18 protein-coding genes and 1 tRNA gene are annotated in these 17,322 nt (G+C 51.3%); 5 read left to right on the top strand and 14 right to left on the bottom strand.

The window, feature by feature from the left end:
* Nucleotides 1–24: 24 nt before the first annotated feature.
* Nucleotides 25–669, top strand: coding sequence for a hypothetical protein (locus tag AB8516_RS01835; protein ID WP_369157511.1), 645 nt, complete (start codon nucleotides 25–27; stop codon nucleotides 667–669).
* Here the strand turns inward: AB8516_RS01835 and AB8516_RS01830 are convergent.
* The 6 genes from AB8516_RS01830 to AB8516_RS01805 form a co-directional block, all read right to left on the bottom strand.
* Nucleotides 666–1,753 (bottom strand): IS3 family transposase gene (locus tag AB8516_RS01830; protein ID WP_369157509.1). Its coding sequence is split into 2 segments (ribosomal slippage): nucleotides 666–1,492 and nucleotides 1,492–1,753, totalling 1,089 coding nucleotides; the frame shifts between segments, so codons are not numbered across the junction. The two genes, AB8516_RS01835 and AB8516_RS01830, sit on opposite strands and share 4 nt — an antisense overlap.
* A 796-nt stretch (nucleotides 1,754–2,549) precedes the next feature.
* Nucleotides 2,550–3,071, bottom strand: a complete 522-nt coding sequence (locus AB8516_RS01825) for a tetratricopeptide repeat protein (RefSeq protein ID WP_369157507.1) — start codon at nucleotides 3,069–3,071, stop codon at nucleotides 2,550–2,552.
* 114 nt (nucleotides 3,072–3,185) lie between these two features.
* A protein-coding gene (locus tag AB8516_RS01820) for an IS3 family transposase (RefSeq protein ID WP_369157505.1) occupies nucleotides 3,186–4,363 on the bottom strand; the annotation gives its coding sequence in 2 pieces (ribosomal slippage) (nucleotides 3,186–4,108 and nucleotides 4,108–4,363; 1,179 coding nt in all).
* A gap of 60 nt (nucleotides 4,364–4,423) precedes the next feature.
* Entirely contained in the window at nucleotides 4,424–5,173 is a 750-nt protein-coding gene (locus AB8516_RS01815) for a hypothetical protein (RefSeq protein WP_369157503.1), read from the bottom strand.
* A 1,031-nt stretch (nucleotides 5,174–6,204) separates the two neighbouring features.
* A tRNA-Lys gene (locus tag AB8516_RS01810) sits at nucleotides 6,205–6,280 on the bottom strand.
* An 86-nt stretch (nucleotides 6,281–6,366) separates the two neighbouring features.
* Nucleotides 6,367–7,404, bottom strand: a complete 1,038-nt coding sequence (locus tag AB8516_RS01805; protein WP_369157501.1) for a thioredoxin family protein — start codon at nucleotides 7,402–7,404, stop codon at nucleotides 6,367–6,369.
* Nucleotides 7,405–7,706: 302 nt separating this feature from the next.
* Between AB8516_RS01805 and AB8516_RS01800 the strand changes: the two genes are divergently transcribed.
* A complete protein-coding gene (locus AB8516_RS01800; RefSeq protein ID WP_369157499.1) occupies nucleotides 7,707–8,630 on the top strand; it encodes a GGDEF domain-containing protein in 924 nt (307 codons plus the stop codon).
* On the opposite strand, the gene AB8516_RS01795 is transcribed toward AB8516_RS01800, so the two are convergent.
* The 8 genes from AB8516_RS01795 to AB8516_RS01760 form a co-directional block, all read right to left on the bottom strand.
* The gene (locus tag AB8516_RS01795; protein WP_369163215.1) at nucleotides 8,600–9,250 is read right to left on the bottom strand and encodes an endonuclease III domain-containing protein; all 651 of its coding nucleotides are present in this window, start codon (nucleotides 9,248–9,250) and stop codon (nucleotides 8,600–8,602) included. The genes AB8516_RS01800 and AB8516_RS01795 overlap by 31 nt on opposite strands.
* 20 nt (nucleotides 9,251–9,270) lie before the next feature.
* Nucleotides 9,271–10,230: a 23S rRNA pseudouridine(2605) synthase RluB gene (rluB, locus tag AB8516_RS01790; RefSeq protein WP_369157497.1), complete on the bottom strand. Its 960-nt coding sequence runs from the start codon at nucleotides 10,228–10,230 to the stop codon at nucleotides 9,271–9,273.
* Nucleotides 10,217–10,954 carry an SMC-Scp complex subunit ScpB gene (gene scpB / locus AB8516_RS01785; protein ID WP_369157495.1) on the bottom strand — a complete coding sequence of 246 codons (738 nt, stop codon included), beginning with the start codon at nucleotides 10,952–10,954 and terminating at the stop codon, nucleotides 10,217–10,219. The genes rluB and scpB overlap by 14 nt, the downstream gene beginning before the upstream one ends.
* Nucleotide 10,955: 1 nt before the next feature.
* A complete protein-coding gene (locus AB8516_RS01780; protein WP_369157493.1) occupies nucleotides 10,956–11,774 on the bottom strand; it encodes a ScpA family protein in 819 nt (272 codons plus the stop codon).
* Nucleotides 11,775–11,848: 74 nt separating this feature from the next.
* Entirely contained in the window at nucleotides 11,849–13,069 is a 1,221-nt protein-coding gene (locus AB8516_RS01775) for a tryptophan--tRNA ligase (protein WP_369157491.1), read from the bottom strand.
* Nucleotides 13,070–13,071: 2 nt separating this feature from the next.
* Nucleotides 13,072–13,764 (bottom strand): site-2 protease family protein, encoded by a 693-nt coding sequence (locus tag AB8516_RS01770; RefSeq protein ID WP_108295433.1) that lies wholly within the window; start codon nucleotides 13,762–13,764, stop codon nucleotides 13,072–13,074.
* A gap of 86 nt (nucleotides 13,765–13,850) precedes the next feature.
* Nucleotides 13,851–14,474 carry an L-threonylcarbamoyladenylate synthase gene (locus AB8516_RS01765; protein ID WP_369157488.1) on the bottom strand — a complete coding sequence of 208 codons (624 nt, stop codon included), beginning with the start codon at nucleotides 14,472–14,474 and terminating at the stop codon, nucleotides 13,851–13,853.
* Nucleotides 14,475–14,491: 17 nt separating this feature from the next.
* Entirely contained in the window at nucleotides 14,492–15,361 is an 870-nt protein-coding gene (locus AB8516_RS01760) for a PHP domain-containing protein (protein WP_369157486.1), read from the bottom strand.
* A gap of 99 nt (nucleotides 15,362–15,460) precedes the next feature.
* On the opposite strand from AB8516_RS01760, the gene AB8516_RS01755 reads away from it, so the two are divergent.
* The 3 genes from AB8516_RS01755 (at nucleotide 15,461) to AB8516_RS01745 (ending at nucleotide 17,288) form a co-directional block, all read left to right on the top strand.
* The gene (locus AB8516_RS01755) at nucleotides 15,461–16,207 is read left to right on the top strand and encodes a hypothetical protein (protein ID WP_369157484.1); all 747 of its coding nucleotides are present in this window, start codon (nucleotides 15,461–15,463) and stop codon (nucleotides 16,205–16,207) included.
* Nucleotides 16,208–16,309: 102 nt separating this feature from the next.
* Nucleotides 16,310–16,975, top strand: a complete 666-nt coding sequence (locus AB8516_RS01750) for a septation protein A (protein WP_369157482.1) — start codon at nucleotides 16,310–16,312, stop codon at nucleotides 16,973–16,975.
* A gap of 10 nt (nucleotides 16,976–16,985) precedes the next feature.
* Nucleotides 16,986–17,288: a YciI family protein gene (locus AB8516_RS01745; RefSeq protein WP_369157480.1), complete on the top strand. Its 303-nt coding sequence runs from the start codon at nucleotides 16,986–16,988 to the stop codon at nucleotides 17,286–17,288.
* Nucleotides 17,289–17,322 lie beyond the last annotated feature (34 nt).

Here is a 17,322-nt window from a genome sequence, read left to right as displayed (position 1 = left end):
ATAACATGACAGGGAGTGACAGCAATGCCATATCCAAAAGGCTCCCCCTTAAAAGACAAGGTCATCCGGAACATGGTGACCGCTGCGTGTTATGTGGAGATTGCCTTAGCTGCAGGCGGAGAATGGAGCTCAGAGAAGTTGGAAATGATAATACTTGGGGAAGACTATAAAGGTTACACAGGCCGCTACCAGCGACTCTTCAGAGGTGTTGTACCTAACAACCAGAGTGTTTCATATGCCAAACTCAGACTCCAGAATAAGTGTGATCTACAGGAATGGCGTGACCACCCATTCTGGAAACTACTCAGTAACCGATCGCTGACACACTCAGACATTGAGACAGCACTCATGACGGTAACCAGCAATGTAAAACACTATGTTTGGATGCCATGCCGGAAAAGTGAGAATGAAACCAGCATTCATAGGATTCGCCCACTACCAGACAGGGAGTCCATCAAGAAAATTGCCAAGTACAGAAACTTCGATGCACTGCTCACCCTCATTGCATATGCTCGGGAAGGACGCGATTCAGGCTTTTTGCAGGAATATGGGATGACAGCTGGAGAGTCATTGAAGATATTTCCCTATGCCATCGCGAGGACCCCACATCTCTATGTTTGTTGGGTAATCCCCCCATTAATAATGGGACTCAAAAGTAGTCACTGTTAAGCGGTCTGAGCCAACTTCTGTATCGGGGTGATTCCACCTAATGCCATGTTTGGTCGATCATTATTGTAGCGCCATAACCACCGGGTGGCAGTATCCTGTGCATGGGTAATCGATTCAAATAAATGTTGATCCAGCCACTCATGCCGAACAGTCCGATTGAACCGTTCCACATAAGCGTTCTGCTGTGGCTTACCCGGCTGAATATATTGTAACTGAATCCGATGCCTGTTGGCCCATTCAACAAGCTGACTACTCAAGTATTCCGGCCCATTATCGCAGCGAATGAACTTGGGTTTGCCACGCCACTCAATGATGCGACCCAGGGTACGGATGACTCTGAGTGCCGGCAATGAAAGATCAACTTCAATCCCCAAGCCTTCCCGGTTGTAATCATCGATCACGTTAAAGGTCCGAAAGCTTCGACCATCTATCAGCCGATCATGCATAAAATCCATCGACCAGACTTCGTTGATCTGCCGGGGCACTGATAATTCATCAGGCTTGTCTCGCTTCAATCGTCGCTTCGGCTTGATCCTCAGATTCAACTCCAGCTCACGGTAGATGCGGTAAACGCGCTTGTGATTGTAGCCGTAGCCCCTCACATTGCGCAGATACAGAAAACACAGGCCAAAGCCCCAGGTGCGATTGGCTGTTGTGAGGCGAAGTAGCCAGTCCGCGATATGGGCATTGTCACCCGATAGCTTCGGCTGGTAACGGTAACAGGTCTCGCTGATACCAAAAATCTCGCAGGTCAGGCGGATACTCAGCCCGTGCTTCGACAAGGCGTGCTTGGCCATCTCTCGTCGTTGAGATGGCCTTAGTACTTTCCCTCAAGGGCCTCCTTGCGGATCTCGGCCTTGAGCCGTTCTTCTGCATACATCTTCTTCAGGCGCCGGTTCTCCGCCTCCAGTTCCTTCATCCGCTTCATCATCGATACGTCCATGCCGCCATACTTGGCGCGCCAATTGTAAAAAGTGGCATCACTCATACCGTGCTTGCGGCACAGCTCAGCGACCGGAATACCGGCCTCGGCCTCTTTCAGGATCGATATGATCTGGGATTCGCTGTAGCGGGACTTCTTCATTGTAGATTCTCCTTTTCGTAATCATAATTGGAAAATTCTACTTTTGAACCCCGTTATTTTTCGGGGGGATTACCGTTGGAAGCCACTTGCGAAACGACTGAATGCTCTCATTTGGAACCCAAAACGAAACTTCGACATGGAACTTAAACGAGAATTCAGCCTCCCTCTACTTGATAAAAAAATCGAAGCACTTGTAGATCAAGCCAGAGACAGAGGGACTTGCCTCCCCCCTAAAGAGCTTATGAAGCGAATTGGTTGAGTTGTACACTTACATTACATCTACGATTTGATATGTTTCTATGATGCAAAGTATCAATAATATGCAGAATCACCAGCACAAGGTGCAGTGAATTTTGGAATTAGATGTCGGACTCTATTGGAATGAATGATCAAATCGTCTGGAATACGCAGCTGCGTATTCCAGACCGAATTGCACCCTGCGCTGAAACCAACTGACTCCCGAAACCAGAATTCGCTGCAGGTGATGCTGGAACCTTTTCTGATAGTACATTTAACTAAAATTAAAAAATACTAGTACGAATGTAGAATTATGTGTATTGAATTGAAGCTGTGTGCAGAGGCGAGACTGCTACAAATAATATCAAATATTTTTTAGTTTCTATAGCAATTGCAGATGGCGCAGTCGTTTGACCACCCTGCAGGTATGAACTGACCAGTCAAATCGAAATGAGCAAACCAGGCTACTGCTGCCTAGCACAACTGAACCTTTTGTTCGATATAAATAAATCCCCGTAACATACTTCGTTGTTATGTACTGGAAGAGTAAACTATAAGTTTATCCGGCAGTGGTAATTCCAATAGATGACAAAAAGACTCTTGCATCGTCAACGCCGTTAGATGCAGATGACAATAGAAGCTTTATACCTTCTTCTTTATTCGGTTTTAAAGTATCAGTACCGTAATATAGCATTATTCCATATACATGTTTAGCAAGGTCGCTACCCGCTTTAGCTGCTCTACAATAGTAATCTTGGGCTTTACTTTTACTTTCCTCCAAAATAGTTCCTTGATCATAGTATACAGCGATCGAGTACAGAGCTAGCGAGTTCTTTTGTTCAGCAGCTTTAGTCAAATCAAGAATATGCCTCTTCTCAAATTCTATTTCATTTTCATGATCTTTAGAAAATAAAGAAGAAACAACAATTGCCAAGCTGCTTTTGATCCCCAATTTATCACATATCTCGTGTCCTATCTCAGGATAACCCTCATCAAATTTATGGAGCGCCTCATTCAAGCTATCACTATACTTATCATTTGCTATAGCTTGGTGTAAATATTTTTCATTGAATGGGCACATATAATGCATATTCTATTTACCACCTCTAGTATAAGTTTCACCTTTTGGACCAGTACATTTAACAGTTACATGTTTTGCTTGGCAACCAAGCCTTGCTTTTGCTATATGTAGTGGTCAAGTATTTTTGGCCACGGTTTTCTGTGCATTCCAGTACTGTTGCTCAACTACCCTGGGTGCCAATCCATCATTGTGAGTATGTGGCCTAAACTGGCTATAGTATCCAATAATATACTCCGTGATATGGTGCTTCGCTTCCTCAAAAGTGCGATAGCCGATCTCAGGCATCCATTCGGTTTTCAAGCTTCTGATAAATCGTTCCACGGGACTGTTGTCCCAGCAGTTACCACGTCGACTCATGCTCTGTACCATTTGATAACGCCATAGCTGCTGACGAAACGGTAGACTAGTGTATTGGCAACCTTGATCAGAATGAAACATCACGCCTTTTGGTTCACCACGAGACTCATAGGCCATTGTCAGAGCTTTTTTAGTCAACGCGCTATCTGGGTTCAACGATAATGCCCATCCCACCGGCTGTCGCGCAAATAAATCCAACACAATGGCCAGATATGCCCAACGTCGCCCAGTCCAAATATAGGTAATATCGCCCGCCCAGACTTTATTGGGTGCAACCACATCAAACTGTCGATCCAGCCGGTTTGGTATATTGGTATGCGGCTGCTCGGCTCTCTTGTAGCGGTGTTTGGGTTGCTGGCTACTCACCAGGCCCAGCGCCTGCATACGGCGTGTCGCACGATAACGGCTTAACGGGCAACCCTGTGCTGTCACCATGCTCGCAATCGTCCTGGCGCCGGCTGAGCCATTGCTTAATTCATAGGCAGACTTCACATGCTCGCGTAGCCGCCACTCTGTTTCTGACAACCGCTTCGGGCGATCCCGCCATGCCCGATAGCTGCTACGGTGTACACCGAACACGCAACATAGCTGCTTCACTGGATAGCTCTCTCGATGTAAACGCTGAATTAGCGTGAATTGTTCAACGAGTCCGACATCAAGAGAGCGGTAGCCTTTTTTAGGATTTCTTTCTCCGTCTCCACCTGTCGTAGCCGTTTTTCGAGCTCTTGTATGCGGCGTTGATCGGGTGTCATTGCTGATGCTTTGGGTGTTTTGCCTAGTCGCTCCTGCCGCAGCTGACGTACCCAATTTTCCAATGAAGATTTACTGACCCCCATCGCTTCGCAGGCCGCTCTGATTGAGTACTGCTGGTCGACAACCAGTTGGGCCGCTTCAAGTTTGAATTCCGGGCTGAATCTCCTGCGTGTTTTTGTCATTTGATCACCTATTTATCATCTGGGGTGATAATATCACCCATAATCAGGTGGCCAAAATAACTATACCACTACAGACAGTTTTTTATTTAGTAACAAAGAATAGGGGTTAATACAGGCATTCGAATTGAGAGTATTGAATATGCCCGACAATGACAGAATACCACCAGGACCCACATGTCTAAGCCGAGGTTCGCTACTCATCAACCAACCAGACTCTTGACTTAAGTATTGTCTCTCAACTTCTAATACGCCATTTGGTGACTGATAGTCAGTCTCAATTTCTGTTTTCTTACCTGTAAAAACATCAACAGGATTCCCTATCGGACAGGATTTTTCTTCGGTTTTTAAACACTCGTAAATCTGATTATCGGCAGGTCCTGTTATGCGATATTGAAAACCTTTTGGACATGACCATTTCGTGGCCATCATTAAACCATCCCATTCTTCATCGGTTACAAAATGGCCACCATAATTGTGTACATCACTGTGAGATGTCCCAGTTAATGCCCAATAATGTGGCTCGCCATTTCTCGTGAAGTCATTTAGGCCATGTACAGATGCGTCTTCGATAATGTATTTGATACAGGTCCAATGATACTCATTTGCTGCCGCCTCCATACAGTTATTGAATTGTTGCGCCTCATAATCGTTATAGTATCCAACAAAATCATCTACCCTTTCGTAGTGATATGGATAGAATACATACACCTTAATGGGGTCTGCATAGATTGTGTCACCTAATGCCTGATGAGCATTAATAACAATAAGAAAAAAGGTAAGGAGGGACTTTAAAGCAATTTTTTTGAACATTTTACCTTCCGAGTTAATTGCCAATTATCCTATTTATTTCAGTCAGCTTGCATAAATAACAATCAAACAAACGGACACCCATCAAGTTATCAAGTGTTGATAGAAGATAGAAAGGAAAAATAGGATGGCTGCATCCTTGCTGTTTATACATGGTTATTCCCTTACATAGCGGTATACCGTAGGTTGCCGTATAGCCTACGCTATCTGTTTTTATCTGATCAATGTTCAGCGGGTACAAATCTACAATTCATTGACATAGATCAGTACAAGAAAAGTTACGCATTTATTAACTGGATGCATATCATGAAGTTACCGGAATTGTTTAGTGAATTATTTAAATATCCAACTCCAGTCGATAAGCTGATCAAAAAAAACATACAGGCCTGGACTAGAAGTAGCTAATCCCTTTCCTTGTACATCAGATAATCAATCGGTACCACACACATATAATTTGTACGTCTTTCACCAGGGAGTCGAAGGCTCTATTAGTCGTACTCGCAAGATATTTGAACGCAATACCACCAACTTTGTTTATTGATCCAATTCTGTATCTAAGGATATTTGCGTCATGCACACCATCGACCTTGAAACAACTGAAAAATGCCAGCGCTTACCTAAGACACACCGATCTGTGGTACGTCAACACTATCGAAGGCGACCGGCGAAGATTTCTAACCTTAGTTGATATAATCGGTTATTTAACCAATTTATAGATCGTTGCTACTGATTAAAGAAAGTAGCAATAAAATAAACTGGGGCGGTAATAATGAATTACATTATTATCTATTTTAATAGCAGCTTTGGCATAGTCACCACACCTGTATCACATGAAAGTCATTTTCTATGTTGAAGCTTGTAGATCAAGATTGTAGATCGGTATAACCATACTGACGGGCGCAAGCAATATACAGCCCGATGAATTAGTAACTATAAAGAAGATAATCTTGGGATTTTGTCTCAATATCGACAACACTGTTGACAATATTTCGGGTGGATCAGAGGGGTCACAGAACGCAACCCCTTGATTTATATGGTGGGTCGTATAGGAATCGAACCTATGACCACCTGATTAAAAGTCAGATGCTCTACCGACTGAGCTAACGACCCGAAATTTGGAACGCGCAATACTACCCTAGAATCCCCCCCGAGTGAACCCCAAATCGCTCCCTGCTACGGATCAATAACTGCAGAGGCTATTTCATCAGGTCGACCACTTCGCCCCGGGTGCGCATCTCGTCCGCCCTGGCCTGTACGAAGCGCTGGAAATTGGGCTGATCCCTGTAGCTGCCTGAGCCTACGTAATCTATTACGGCATGGGTGTGAAAGGTTCGCAGGTAGGCCTCCGAGCGAAATATCTCCCTACCCGACCCATCGAAGAACAGCATGCTGGGGGCATACTGGATCCCAAGGCTTTCAGCCCATTTCGTCGCTTTCATCCGCTTGCCGTCCGGAGTGATCAGTTCCTCTCCGGACCAGATATCCACCAACGCCACATCGAATCCTCGCAGGCTCTCCTGCAGTGCGGACTGCGGCAGGATCTCCTGGTGCAGTTCATCACAAGGCGGACACTGTTTCATCTCCATCAATACCAATAGCGGCCTGTCGGCTCCGGTGGGGCGGCGCAGATCCATTGGCGGCTGCAGATAGTCAGTCTCTCTGTGCAATTTACCTGTTGAGGCGACCGGCTGGATGCGGGCCAGGTAATTCCTGAAGGAGAGATTGCGCTCCTCTCTGCCGGCGACATAGTCCAATGCCGTCATGAAGCGGTGAGGCGCGTAATAGCCATTGATACGCAATACCCTTCTCCCCTGCTCATCCAGAAACAGCATGGTGGGTGTATACATGACCTTCATCGACGCCGCGAACGCCTTTTCGGTAGTAGCCTCGCCCGACAATCCGGTTACCTCCCTGTCGCCCCAGATATTGATCGCAACCAGTTGAAACGCCTCTTGAGTCTTATCGACGATCGCCTTGATGGAGAAATTTTCGTTCAGCAGTTTGGCGCAATAGGGACAACCGTCCTGATGAAAATAGAGAATCACTCTTTTATCTTCTTCCGTTGCCTCCTGCAGATCCTCCTGAAGATCGAGAAAGGAGTTTTTAAACCAGGCCGGCTTGTCATGAAATCCCGGGTTCACCAATCCTTGACCCAATCCCTCCTGATCCCCCGCAGCTTGCAATTGAGGTACGGCAAACAGCAGCAGAATCGATAGTGTGGTGAGTTTCAGCATCTCTTTTTCTCTCTTATTTACCCGCTATGTAGAGATAGAGGTTTTTTAGCGCCAAGAGTGCCGATCACCTCATTTCAGTCTGGGTAATCGACAGGACGGCATAACTCCCCCTGCTTTAGATAGATGACAATATATTGTCGAATTATAGCTTCTGCCCTGTTCCATCATCCCTTGATTCGGTGTCGTTTTTTTGGCGCCACTCGTAATTATTGTCTCTTTGTTATTGATTATATTATGTTTTTTAAATTTGGCACGCCTTTAGCATAGCCAATTACAGGAATTAGCTTTGAGTGAGCTTTAACATGAGCGGTATCCACAGCACACCTCAGAAACCATCTGCACCCACTCCCTTGCAGATGTCTCGGCAATCAACCGTCAGGGAGAATACCCTCGGTTTGGTTTTGGAACTGAGCGGTAAGCTGCAGACCACCCTTGAGGTGGATGCCGTGATCGAGCTGTTCGCGAATGCCCTGCAGACGCAATTTCAATACGACACATTCAATTATCGCAGCAAAGATGGCGATGTCGATATTCTTTTAGGTGAAAAAGCGGGCAGAAACAGACTCGAGTATGATCTGAACGTGTTGGATACCGCACTTGGCCATATCACCATCAGCCGAAACAGACGATATAAAAAGCTTGAAGTGCAGCAGATCGAGAATCTGCTTGCCGCCCTGCTCTACCCACTGCGTAATGCGCTGCTCTACAGAGCAGCCATTCAGAGCGCCTTTCTCGACTCCCTGACCGGGGTAAAAAACCGCAGCGCCTTCGATGAAAATTTCAGTCGCGACATCGAATTCAATCGCCGCAAACTGAGCGATCTATCACTGCTGGTGCTGGATATCGACTTTTTCAAAAAGATAAATGACCACTACGGTCACGCCGTGGGTGATATGGTATTGAAAGAGATCGCCACCACAGTGGAGCATACCATTCGCAGCAGTGATGCCCTCTACCGCTACGGTGGCGAGGAGTTCGTTGTGGTGTTGAACGATACAAACATTGCGGGCGCCCAGCTTTTGGCAAAGCGCATCCGCCGCAACGTGGAAAACCTGCGCATCAAATCTTTGAAAGATGTCCGCATCACCCTCAGTGTGGGCGTCAGCGCCATGCTCGACCAGGACACCCCGGAGAGCCTTTTTGAACGGGCGGACAGCGCGCTCTACCAGGCCAAGCAGAACGGACGCAATCAGGTCTATACGGCTGGGATGCCGTTGGCCAGTTGATCCACCCTATAGCGACACAGTTCAGACAAAGGACAACTGACACACACGGGTTTTGTTCTGCAGTGTGCCTTCGCGTGAACAACGATCAATGCATGGTATTCACTGAAGAGCGTTGAATCGCTCCGCAAAGCCGCTTCGAAACCCGCCCGCAAAGACTCGTAGCCACAATCATGCGCTATCAATCCCAAGCGACCGAATAGACGCCGGGTATAGGCATCGATCACGAAGACCGGCCGATCAAAGGCGTAGAGCAGAATGTCATCCACCGTCTCCGGCCCGATGCCATGAATCGACAATAACCGTGCTCGCAACTCATCGGTATCCAACTGTTCCAGGCCGGGATTCCGCTGCAGAAAGCGGCATAGGTTCAGCAACCGTTTAGTCTTGACATTGAAGTAACCGGCTGGACGAATCTGCGCTGCCAAACTATCCGGCGGCATGGTGAGCAGCGACTCAAGGTTGAGTGCATCCAATCGTTTGAGATTATCGATCGCCTTTTCAACATTCGACCAGGCGGTATTTTGGGTCAGAACCGCCCCCACCATGACTTCGAAAGGGGTTTCACCCGGCCACCAGCGCTGTGCTTCGTAACGATCCGACAGCTGCTGATAGATCGTCATCAGATCGGCAGTCGAAAACTTTACCGCGATCGTCTGCCGCCCTGTTTGCCTTTCCATATCGTGTCAGTCTTGCCGCCGGATGGCTTGCGAGTCTCTTTGTTGCGTCCGGCTCCCGCTTTTTTCTGACCCCTTGCCTGATGCGGTTTCGACGACTTGGCGCTTTTACGGCCTTTTTGATCACCCTGCGGGGATTTGGCTTGATGCGATTTTCTCTGTTTGGCGACACTATGCCCCATGGTAGTGAGCAGATCATTGACCTCTTGCTCATTGAGATAACGCCAGCGTCCCACCTTCAGCGCACTCTCCAGAATCACGCTGCCGTAGCGCACGCGCTTGAGTCGGCTGACCCGGGCGCCTACCGCTTCCCACATCCGCCTGACCTCCCGTTGGCGACCCTCCATGATCACGACGTGAAACCAGCGATTGATACCCTCGCCGCCCGATTCGACGATCTCCTCGAAACGGGCCGGTCCGTCCTCCAGCTCGACCCCGTGAGTGAGGGCCTTCAACTGCTCTTCGGTGACCTCGCCCATCACCCTGACCGCGTACTCCCGTTCGACCTGCCGGCTCGGGTGCATCAGTTGATTGGCCAGCTCCCCATCTGTCGTCAGCAGCAGCAGGCCGGAGGAGTTGATATCCAGGCGTCCCACGGGAATCCAGCGCCCATGCTTGAGCTTCGGCATGCGCTCGAAGACGGTGTGACGGCCCTCGGGATCCTTGCGTGTCACCAACTCGCCCTCCGGCTTGTTGTAGACAATGACCTCCCGTACCGGCGCTTCGAGCAGTCGCTTTGCAATCCGCTTTCCATCCACGTATATGACATCGCTCGGATTGACCCGCTGCCCCAACTCGGCAGCCACGCCATTGACCTCGACCCGTCCTTCGACGATCCACCCCTCTATCTGACGGCGTGATCCCATACCAGCATTGGCAAGGACCTTTTGCAGGCGTTCGCCGGCTCTGTCTCTACTCTGATTCATGGGTGGCGGGTTTGGATAAGTGCTGATCCTCATCCATGATGGGTACGGTATCTTCACCCTCGTGGGATTCAATCGCTTCGGGTTGTTGATCCGGGTCAAGCGGGATCGACTCATCCGCCTCCTGATCTGTCTGGATCTCCCCCTGCTGTTGCTGCTTTTCGGGATCGACCAGTTCAAGTTCCCGATTGATGGAATCGAGATCGCGGATCTCAGCCAGGGTCGGCAGCTCGTTCAGACTCTTTAGATTGAAGTAGTCGAGAAACTCCCTGGTGGTGGCGTAAAGGGCCGGTTTACCGGGAACATCCCGATGGCCGACGACTCTGACCCACTCCCGCTCGGTGAGGGTCTTGATAATGTTGGTGCTGACCGAGACGCCACGGACATCCTCGATCTCACCACGGGTTATCGGTTGCCGATAGGCGATCAGGGCCAGAGTCTCCAACAGCGCACGGGAGTATTTGGGCGGCCTTTCCACCCACAGTTTCGATACCCAGGGGGAGAACTCAGCCCGCACCTGGATGCGAAAGCCGCTACCAACCTCGGTGATTTCAATGCCCCTGCCCTGATAATCATCGCTCAGCCCCGCCAATACCTCCCGCAGCTGTTTCTTGTCGGGCGCCTCCTGCTCGGGAAACAGCGACTGCAGCTGATCCAGGTTGAGCGGACGTCCCGCGGCCAACAGGGCGGCTTCGACGATCTGTTTTAATTTCTCTTCATCTGTCATATCAGGCTGTCTTCGCTTTCACGTGAATGGGGGCAAAGTCATCTGTCTGAACCAGCTCGAGCAACGAGACCTTCATCAGTTCCAGGATCGCAAGAAAGGTCACCACTACGCCAAGGCGGCCCTCGGTGATATCAAACAGTTCTGTAAACGGCAGAAAATCCTTGCCGTTCACCACCTGTAACACATGGGACATCCGTTCTCTGACCGAGAGCGGCTCTTTCTCTACGCGATGGCTGCTGAACATATCCGCACGGGACATCACATCCTGTAAAGCCAGCAGGATCTCCCGCAGGTCAACATCGGGCTCTCGCTTCTCCACATGCCGTTCTACCAGTTCCGCATGCCCCTGGAAGGTGTCCCGGGTCATATGTTCCAGACCATCCAGGTCTTCCGCGGCCTGTTTATAGCGTTCGTACTCCTGCAGTCGTCTGATCAGCTCCGCCCGCGGGTCTTCCCCCTCCTCTTCCTCGCTCGTCGGCCTGGGCAGCAGCATGCGGGACTTGATCTCCGCCAACATCGCCGCCATCACCAGGTATTCCGCCGCCAACTCGAGCCGCAGGTCCTTCATCATCTCGATATATTGCACATACTGGTCGGTGATATCCGATATGGGGATATCGAGGATATCGAGATTCTGACGCCTGATGAGATAGAGCAGCAGATCCAACGGGCCCTCAAAGGCATCGAGAAAGACCTCGAGCGCATCGGGGGGGATGTAGAGATCGGTGGGGGGCGTCGCCAACGGCTCCCCCATGACCATGGCGAAGGGCATCTCCTCCTGCTCGGGATGGTAGTGCGGATGGTGTTCAGTTTCTTCCATGTCAGTCCCTAAGGCGGGTGGATACAAGATAGGCGTAACAATCGTCTCGCAACATCATACTAAATCCGCGTCGTTCATGATTCGAATCCCCTCAAAGACATCGCATCGCGCACTTCCCGCATAGTCTCCTGAGCCACCACACGGGCTCTTTCGGATCCCTCCGTGATAATGCGTCGCACCCGATCGGGCTGGGCCTCGAACTCAGCGGCCCGCTGCTGCATCGGTTTCAGTTCGTTCAGCACCGACTCGATCACCGGGCCCTTGCAGTCGAGACAACCGATCGCGGCGGAACGGCACCCCTCCTCGACCCACTGTTTTGTGCCTTCGTCGGAGTAGACCAGATGAAACTGCCAGACCGGGCACTTCTGCGGATCGCCCGGATCGGTGCGTCTGACCCGGTTGGTATCGGTCGGCATGCGTTTGAGCATCTGTTCGACATGTTCCGGTTTTTCCCGCAGGGAGATAGTGTTCTCATAGGACTTGGACATCTTCTGTCCATCCAGTCCCGGCATCTTCGAGGCCTTGGTCAACAACGGTTGCGGCTCGACCAGAATCAAACGCCCGCTCCCCTCCAGATATCCGAGCAGGCGTTCACGCTCTTCGGTGTTGATGTTCTGTTGCGCCTGCAGCAGTGCTCGACCGTCCTCGAGGGCCTGCGGATCGCCCTGCTCCTGATAGGCCCTTTGCAGTTGAGTGAACTGCTTGGCCGCTTTTTTACCCATTTTCTTGCGCGCCTGTTCCGCCTTCTCCTCGAAATCGGGCTCGCGTCCGTAGATATGGTTGAAGCGACGGGCCACTTCCCGGGTCAGCTCCACATGGGCCACCTGATCCTCGCCCACCGGCACCTGGGAGGCACGGTAAATCAGGATGTCCGCCGACTGCAGCAGCGGATAGCCCAGGAAGCCGTAAGTGGCAAGGTCTTTCTCCTTCAGTTTCTCCTGCTGGTCCTTGTAGCTGGGCACCCGTTCCAGCCAGCCCAGCGGGGTGATCATCGACAGCAGCAGATGCAGTTCGGCATGCTCAGGCACCAGGGACTGTATGAACAGGGTCGCCGCCTCGCTGTCGACACCGGCCGCCAGCCAGTCGACGACCATATCCCAGATGCTCTCCGGAATGACACTGGGATCATCATAATGGGTGGTCAGGGCATGCCAATCCGCGATAAAGAAGAAACACTCATGCTGATGTTGCAGCTCCACCCAGTTCTTCAGTACACCGTGATAGTGGCCAAGATGCAGACGGCCGGTGGGACGCATGCCGGAAAGCACGCGGGATGAGCTTGGCGACTGATTCAAAACTAACTCCTCGCTGGACTGAGAATCACAGGAATAAGATTGGCAACTATATCACTGGCCGGCAGGATCATGATGGTAAATGCAACGACAGGCTCGAGGATGAAACCCAAGAGCCCTGTCATGAGTAATGCAAGCACGATAAGGAGGCCGTAGGTTTCAAGTTTGGAATAGGCGTGCGCCTGTTTTGGCGGTAACAGGGAATAGACCACCCTGCCGCCGTCCAACGGCGGCACCGGCAGCATGTTGAGTGCCATCAAAATAGTATTGATCAGCACACCCGTAACCCCCATCAGCACCAGGGGCACCCCCAACCAGGCGAAGCTTTCCAGCAACAGCGCACCGGCGTAGACCAGGATCGACCAGATCAGCGCCATGATGAGATTAGCACCTGGGCCGGCCAGCGCGACCAGGCCCATATCCCTTTTAGGCTTATGCAGATTATTCCAGTTGACCGGCACCGGCTTGGCCCAGCCGAACATAAATCCGGTCAGTAGATAGAGACCCAATGGCACCAGGATGGTACCCACCGGATCGATGTGCTTTAAGGGGTTCAGGGTAACCCGTCCCAACATCTGTGCGGTCTTGTCCCCCAGGCGTTTGGCCATCCAGCCATGGGCCGCCTCATGCACGGTAATGGCGAAGATCAAGGGCAGGACGAAGATCGCCAGCTTTTGAATCAGACTAAGCCCTTGCATTGAATATAGGTCCTGAATGTATAGATTTCACTGTTTTTCAATAAGTTGAGAGAGCATTTGGCTTAAGGCGCGAGATAAACGATCGATTATACATCGAACATGGATGTATCGCCCTTCCCGGCCCGCACCACCTCGGGCAGCTCCTCGGTCATCACCACCACGGTTGTGGGTTCGAAGCCGCAATAGCCGCCATCGATGATTAGATCCACTTGATGATCCAATAGATCCCGTATCTCGTAGGGATCGGTCAGGGGCATCTCCTCCCCCGGCATGATCAGGGTGGTGCTCATGATCGGTTCTGCCAGCTCCTCCAGCAGGGCGCTGACGATGGCGTTGTCGGGCACCCGGATACCGATGGTCTTTCGCCGGGGATGCATCAGCCGCCTGGGAACCTGCTTGGTGGCCTTATGGATGAAGGTATAGGGGCCGGGGGTCAACGCCTTCAACAGGCGGTAATCGCGGTTGTCGATCTTGGCGTAGTTGGAGATCTCTGTCAGATCCCGGCATACCAGGGTGAAGTTGTGGGATTGCTCCACCTTACGGATGCGCCGAATACGCTCCATCGCCCCCTTGTCGCCGATATGGCATCCCAAGGCATAGCTGGAATCGGTGGGGTAGATCACCAGGCCACCCTCGCGAATGATCTCAACCGCCTGATTGATCAGCCGTGGCTGGGGATTGTCCGGATGTATCTGGAGGAACAGGGCCATCGTATTTGCCTTGGCAACTAGACGGCCCTTCGGATGTCAGACGTTGCCGTTTCGATCACCCAATCCGACCATACGGGACGGCAATTGTCGGGCAACAACGGCAGCTGTCCGAACTCGATCCAGGGGTTGTCCGGGGAATGGAAATCCGAACCGGCCGAGGCCTGCAAACCGAAATCGCCGGCATGTTTGGCCATTGTAAAGTAATCGTCACGACTATGGCTGCCGGAGACCACCTCGATGGCCTCACCCCCCAGCTCGACAAATTCACTGAACAATCGCCTTAATTTCGAGCGGGTCATTTTGTAGCGTGCGGGATGCGCCACCACGGCCACGCCCCCGGCGTCGTGTATCCACTCAACAGCCTGAGCCAGTTCAGCCCATTGACCGGGAACGAAGCCGGGTTTTCCTTTCACCAGGTAGTGCTTGAAGACCCTACGCTCATCGCTTGCCAGACCCTGCTCGACCAGATAGCGGGCAAAATGGGTACGGCTCACCAGGGTACCGTTGGAGTAGGCAAGCACACCCTCATAGGCGCCTTCTATACCGGCCTTCCCGAGTCTCTCGGCAATCTCTTTCGCACGCCAATCGCGAAACCGCCTCAACTCGCGCAGCCCCAGTTGCAGAGCCCGGTTATCATGATCCACATTCAGTCCGACGATGTGGACAGTATGCTTATTCCAGGTAACCGATATCTCCACACCGGGTATCAACACCAGGCCACAGCTTGAGGCAGCCGACAAAGCCTCCTCGATACCGGCGGTGGTGTCGTGATCGGTGAGCGCCAATACCTGTACGCCCGCATTGGCCGCACGGTTGACCAGGTCTCCAGGCGAGAGGGTCCCGTCTGAGGCTGTGGAGTGGCTATGGAGATCGTATTCGCAAAACATGGGGGCGGATTGTACCCATAGTAAGGTGAAACCGATAGGTTTGCCGAAAAATAGAGGTCAGCCCCGGACGCCATCAATACAGGCTGATACAATGATGCGATGTTATTTCCAGTACTCGACCTGAATTACATAGGACAACGATTTGACGCTATCGCTCCAGCGGTGGTGTCGGCCGGCAAGCAGGCCGGCGTCGAAGATCCGGACCACTCCCCCTCGGCACTGCAGCAGGCGATGCATCGGTTGATGGAACTGTTGGAGATTCTGTCCGGGCAGGTGGATAGTACACGCGAGATCCCACACCCCTCACTGAATGAGCTGAGTGAACTCGGCAATTACGGCATCCAACTGCTGGTCGATTTCTCGACCGTCGCCGCCGGCCTGAAGATGCCGCAGGAGAGTGAGGAGATGGAAGACCTGACCCTGCCCATGGCGCTTTGGCTGGTACGCCACAAAGGGGAGCTGCGCACCCTGGAGCCGGTGATCAACTCCCTCGCCCGCCTGGCGAACAGATTCCGGGAACCTTCTCAACTGCGGCAACTCTATGAGCTGTCGATGGAATTGATCAAGGCCCTCGAACCAACCATGCAACAGGAGCGCATACGGCTGGAAAAAGCGCAGCCCTGGGGTATTTTGTTAATGAATCAAGCAATAATCGCCACCCGCAGTTATCAGCCCGAGCTGATTGAGGAGGCTTATCAGACCCTGTGCCGCCTGCTGCCCGATCAGGCGCCCAACTTTTTTCGTGAAGGAATGGAACAGATGGATGCCCTCAACTATCCCCAGCAAGTCAGGGAAGTTGTTGAAAAATATTATAATCTCTGGGGCCAGCCCAGAACGCTTCACTGATTGGCCAAGTTTTATAAGCGGTCACTAAACAAAGTAAAAACATGGTGTACTATTCAGCCAGCCATCGATACTATGCTTTTTTTGTAACACACTGATCTCGTAATGAAATTTCTTGCTGATTTTTTTCCGGTCATTCTCTTTTTCGTGGCCTACAAACTGTACGGCATCTATGTCGCCACCGCTGTCGCCATCGCATCGTCCGTGGTTCAGGTTGCCTACGGCTGGCTGCGCAAGCGGCATGTGGAGAAGATGCACCTGATTACATTCGGCATCCTGCTGGTTTTCGGCGGCCTGACCATCCTGCTGCAGGACCGCACCTTTATCATGTGGAAGCCCTCCGTGATCAACTGGCTGTTCGGCGCCACTTTTCTTGCCAGCCAATACATTGGCAAAAAACCGCTGGTACAACGAATGATGGAGAGCAGCATCTCCGTGCCGGATCCGGTATGGAAAAGGCTCAATCTGACCTGGAGCCTGTTCTTTATCCTGTTGGGCTTTCTCAACCTCTACGTGGCCAACGATTTCTTCGTCGTTGAACACCAATTGATGGAACTCACAGGACTGCAGCAAATCGATTACGACAACTGCAGCCAGCATTTTCAGGGAAATGAACTGGAGATGTGCAATACTGCGCACACCCTTGAGGAGACTTGGGTCAACTTCAAATTATTTGGCATCATGGGACTGACCCTGGGATTTATCGTCCTGCAGGCCTTCTACCTGGCGCGCCATATCAATGACGATGAACCAGAGTCGATTAATACATAAGGGGAGTTAAGTGTACTACGCAATCATTGCCGAGGATCGGGATGACAGCCTGGAGCAACGCCTCAAGGCACGGGGGGATCACCTGGCGAGACTGAAACAGCTCCAGGACGAGGGGCGCCTTTTGCTGGCCGGCCCCCACCCGATGATCGATAGCGAGGAGCCCGGTTCTGCCGGTTTTTCCGGCAGTCTGATCGTCGCCGAGTTCGACAGCCTCGAGAACGCCAAGGCCTGGGCCGATGCGGACCCCTATATCGAGGCGGGTGTCTATGCACGGGTCCAGGTAAAACCGTTCAAGAAAGTACTGCCAGCCTGACGGCGACAGTGCCAAACCCAAATTAAACAGATCA

Source organism: Candidatus Thiodiazotropha sp. LNASS1, assembly GCF_964212655.1.
In the GTDB taxonomy this organism is placed as follows: domain Bacteria; phylum Pseudomonadota; class Gammaproteobacteria; order Chromatiales; family Chromatiaceae; genus Thiodiazotropha.
The sequence above is the reverse complement of the archived record's forward strand: the minus strand, read 5'-3'. Positions and strand labels throughout refer to the sequence as shown.

Bases quoted from the DNA above. Each gene is read 5' to 3' on its own strand.
- AB8516_RS01770 (WP_108295433.1), bottom strand. From the start codon at position 13,764: ATGCAAGGGCTTAGTCTGATTCAAAAGCTGGCGATCTTCGTCCTGCCC.
- AB8516_RS01780 (WP_369157493.1), bottom strand. From the start codon at position 11,774: ATGGAAGAAACTGAACACCATCCGCACTACCATCCCGAGCAGGAGGAG.
- AB8516_RS01800 (WP_369157499.1), top strand. From the start codon at position 7,707: ATGAGCGGTATCCACAGCACACCTCAGAAACCATCTGCACCCACTCCC.
- AB8516_RS01760 (WP_369157486.1), bottom strand. From the start codon at position 15,361: ATGTTTTGCGAATACGATCTCCATAGCCACTCCACAGCCTCAGACGGG.
- AB8516_RS01765 (WP_369157488.1), bottom strand. From the start codon at position 14,474: ATGGCCCTGTTCCTCCAGATACATCCGGACAATCCCCAGCCACGGCTG.
- AB8516_RS01805 (WP_369157501.1), bottom strand. From the start codon at position 7,404: ATGCTGAAACTCACCACACTATCGATTCTGCTGCTGTTTGCCGTACCT.
- AB8516_RS01815 (WP_369157503.1), bottom strand. From the start codon at position 5,173: ATGTTCAAAAAAATTGCTTTAAAGTCCCTCCTTACCTTTTTTCTTATT.
- rluB (WP_369157497.1), bottom strand. From the start codon at position 10,230: ATGAATCAGAGTAGAGACAGAGCCGGCGAACGCCTGCAAAAGGTCCTT.
- AB8516_RS01795 (WP_369163215.1), bottom strand. From the start codon at position 9,250: ATGACGATCTATCAGCAGCTGTCGGATCGTTACGAAGCACAGCGCTGG.
- AB8516_RS01750 (WP_369157482.1), top strand. From the start codon at position 16,310: ATGAAATTTCTTGCTGATTTTTTTCCGGTCATTCTCTTTTTCGTGGCC.
- AB8516_RS01835 (WP_369157511.1), top strand. From the start codon at position 25: ATGCCATATCCAAAAGGCTCCCCCTTAAAAGACAAGGTCATCCGGAAC.
- AB8516_RS01755 (WP_369157484.1), top strand. From the start codon at position 15,461: ATGTTATTTCCAGTACTCGACCTGAATTACATAGGACAACGATTTGAC.
- AB8516_RS01825 (WP_369157507.1), bottom strand. From the start codon at position 3,071: ATGTGCCCATTCAATGAAAAATATTTACACCAAGCTATAGCAAATGAT.
- scpB (WP_369157495.1), bottom strand. From the start codon at position 10,954: ATGACAGATGAAGAGAAATTAAAACAGATCGTCGAAGCCGCCCTGTTG.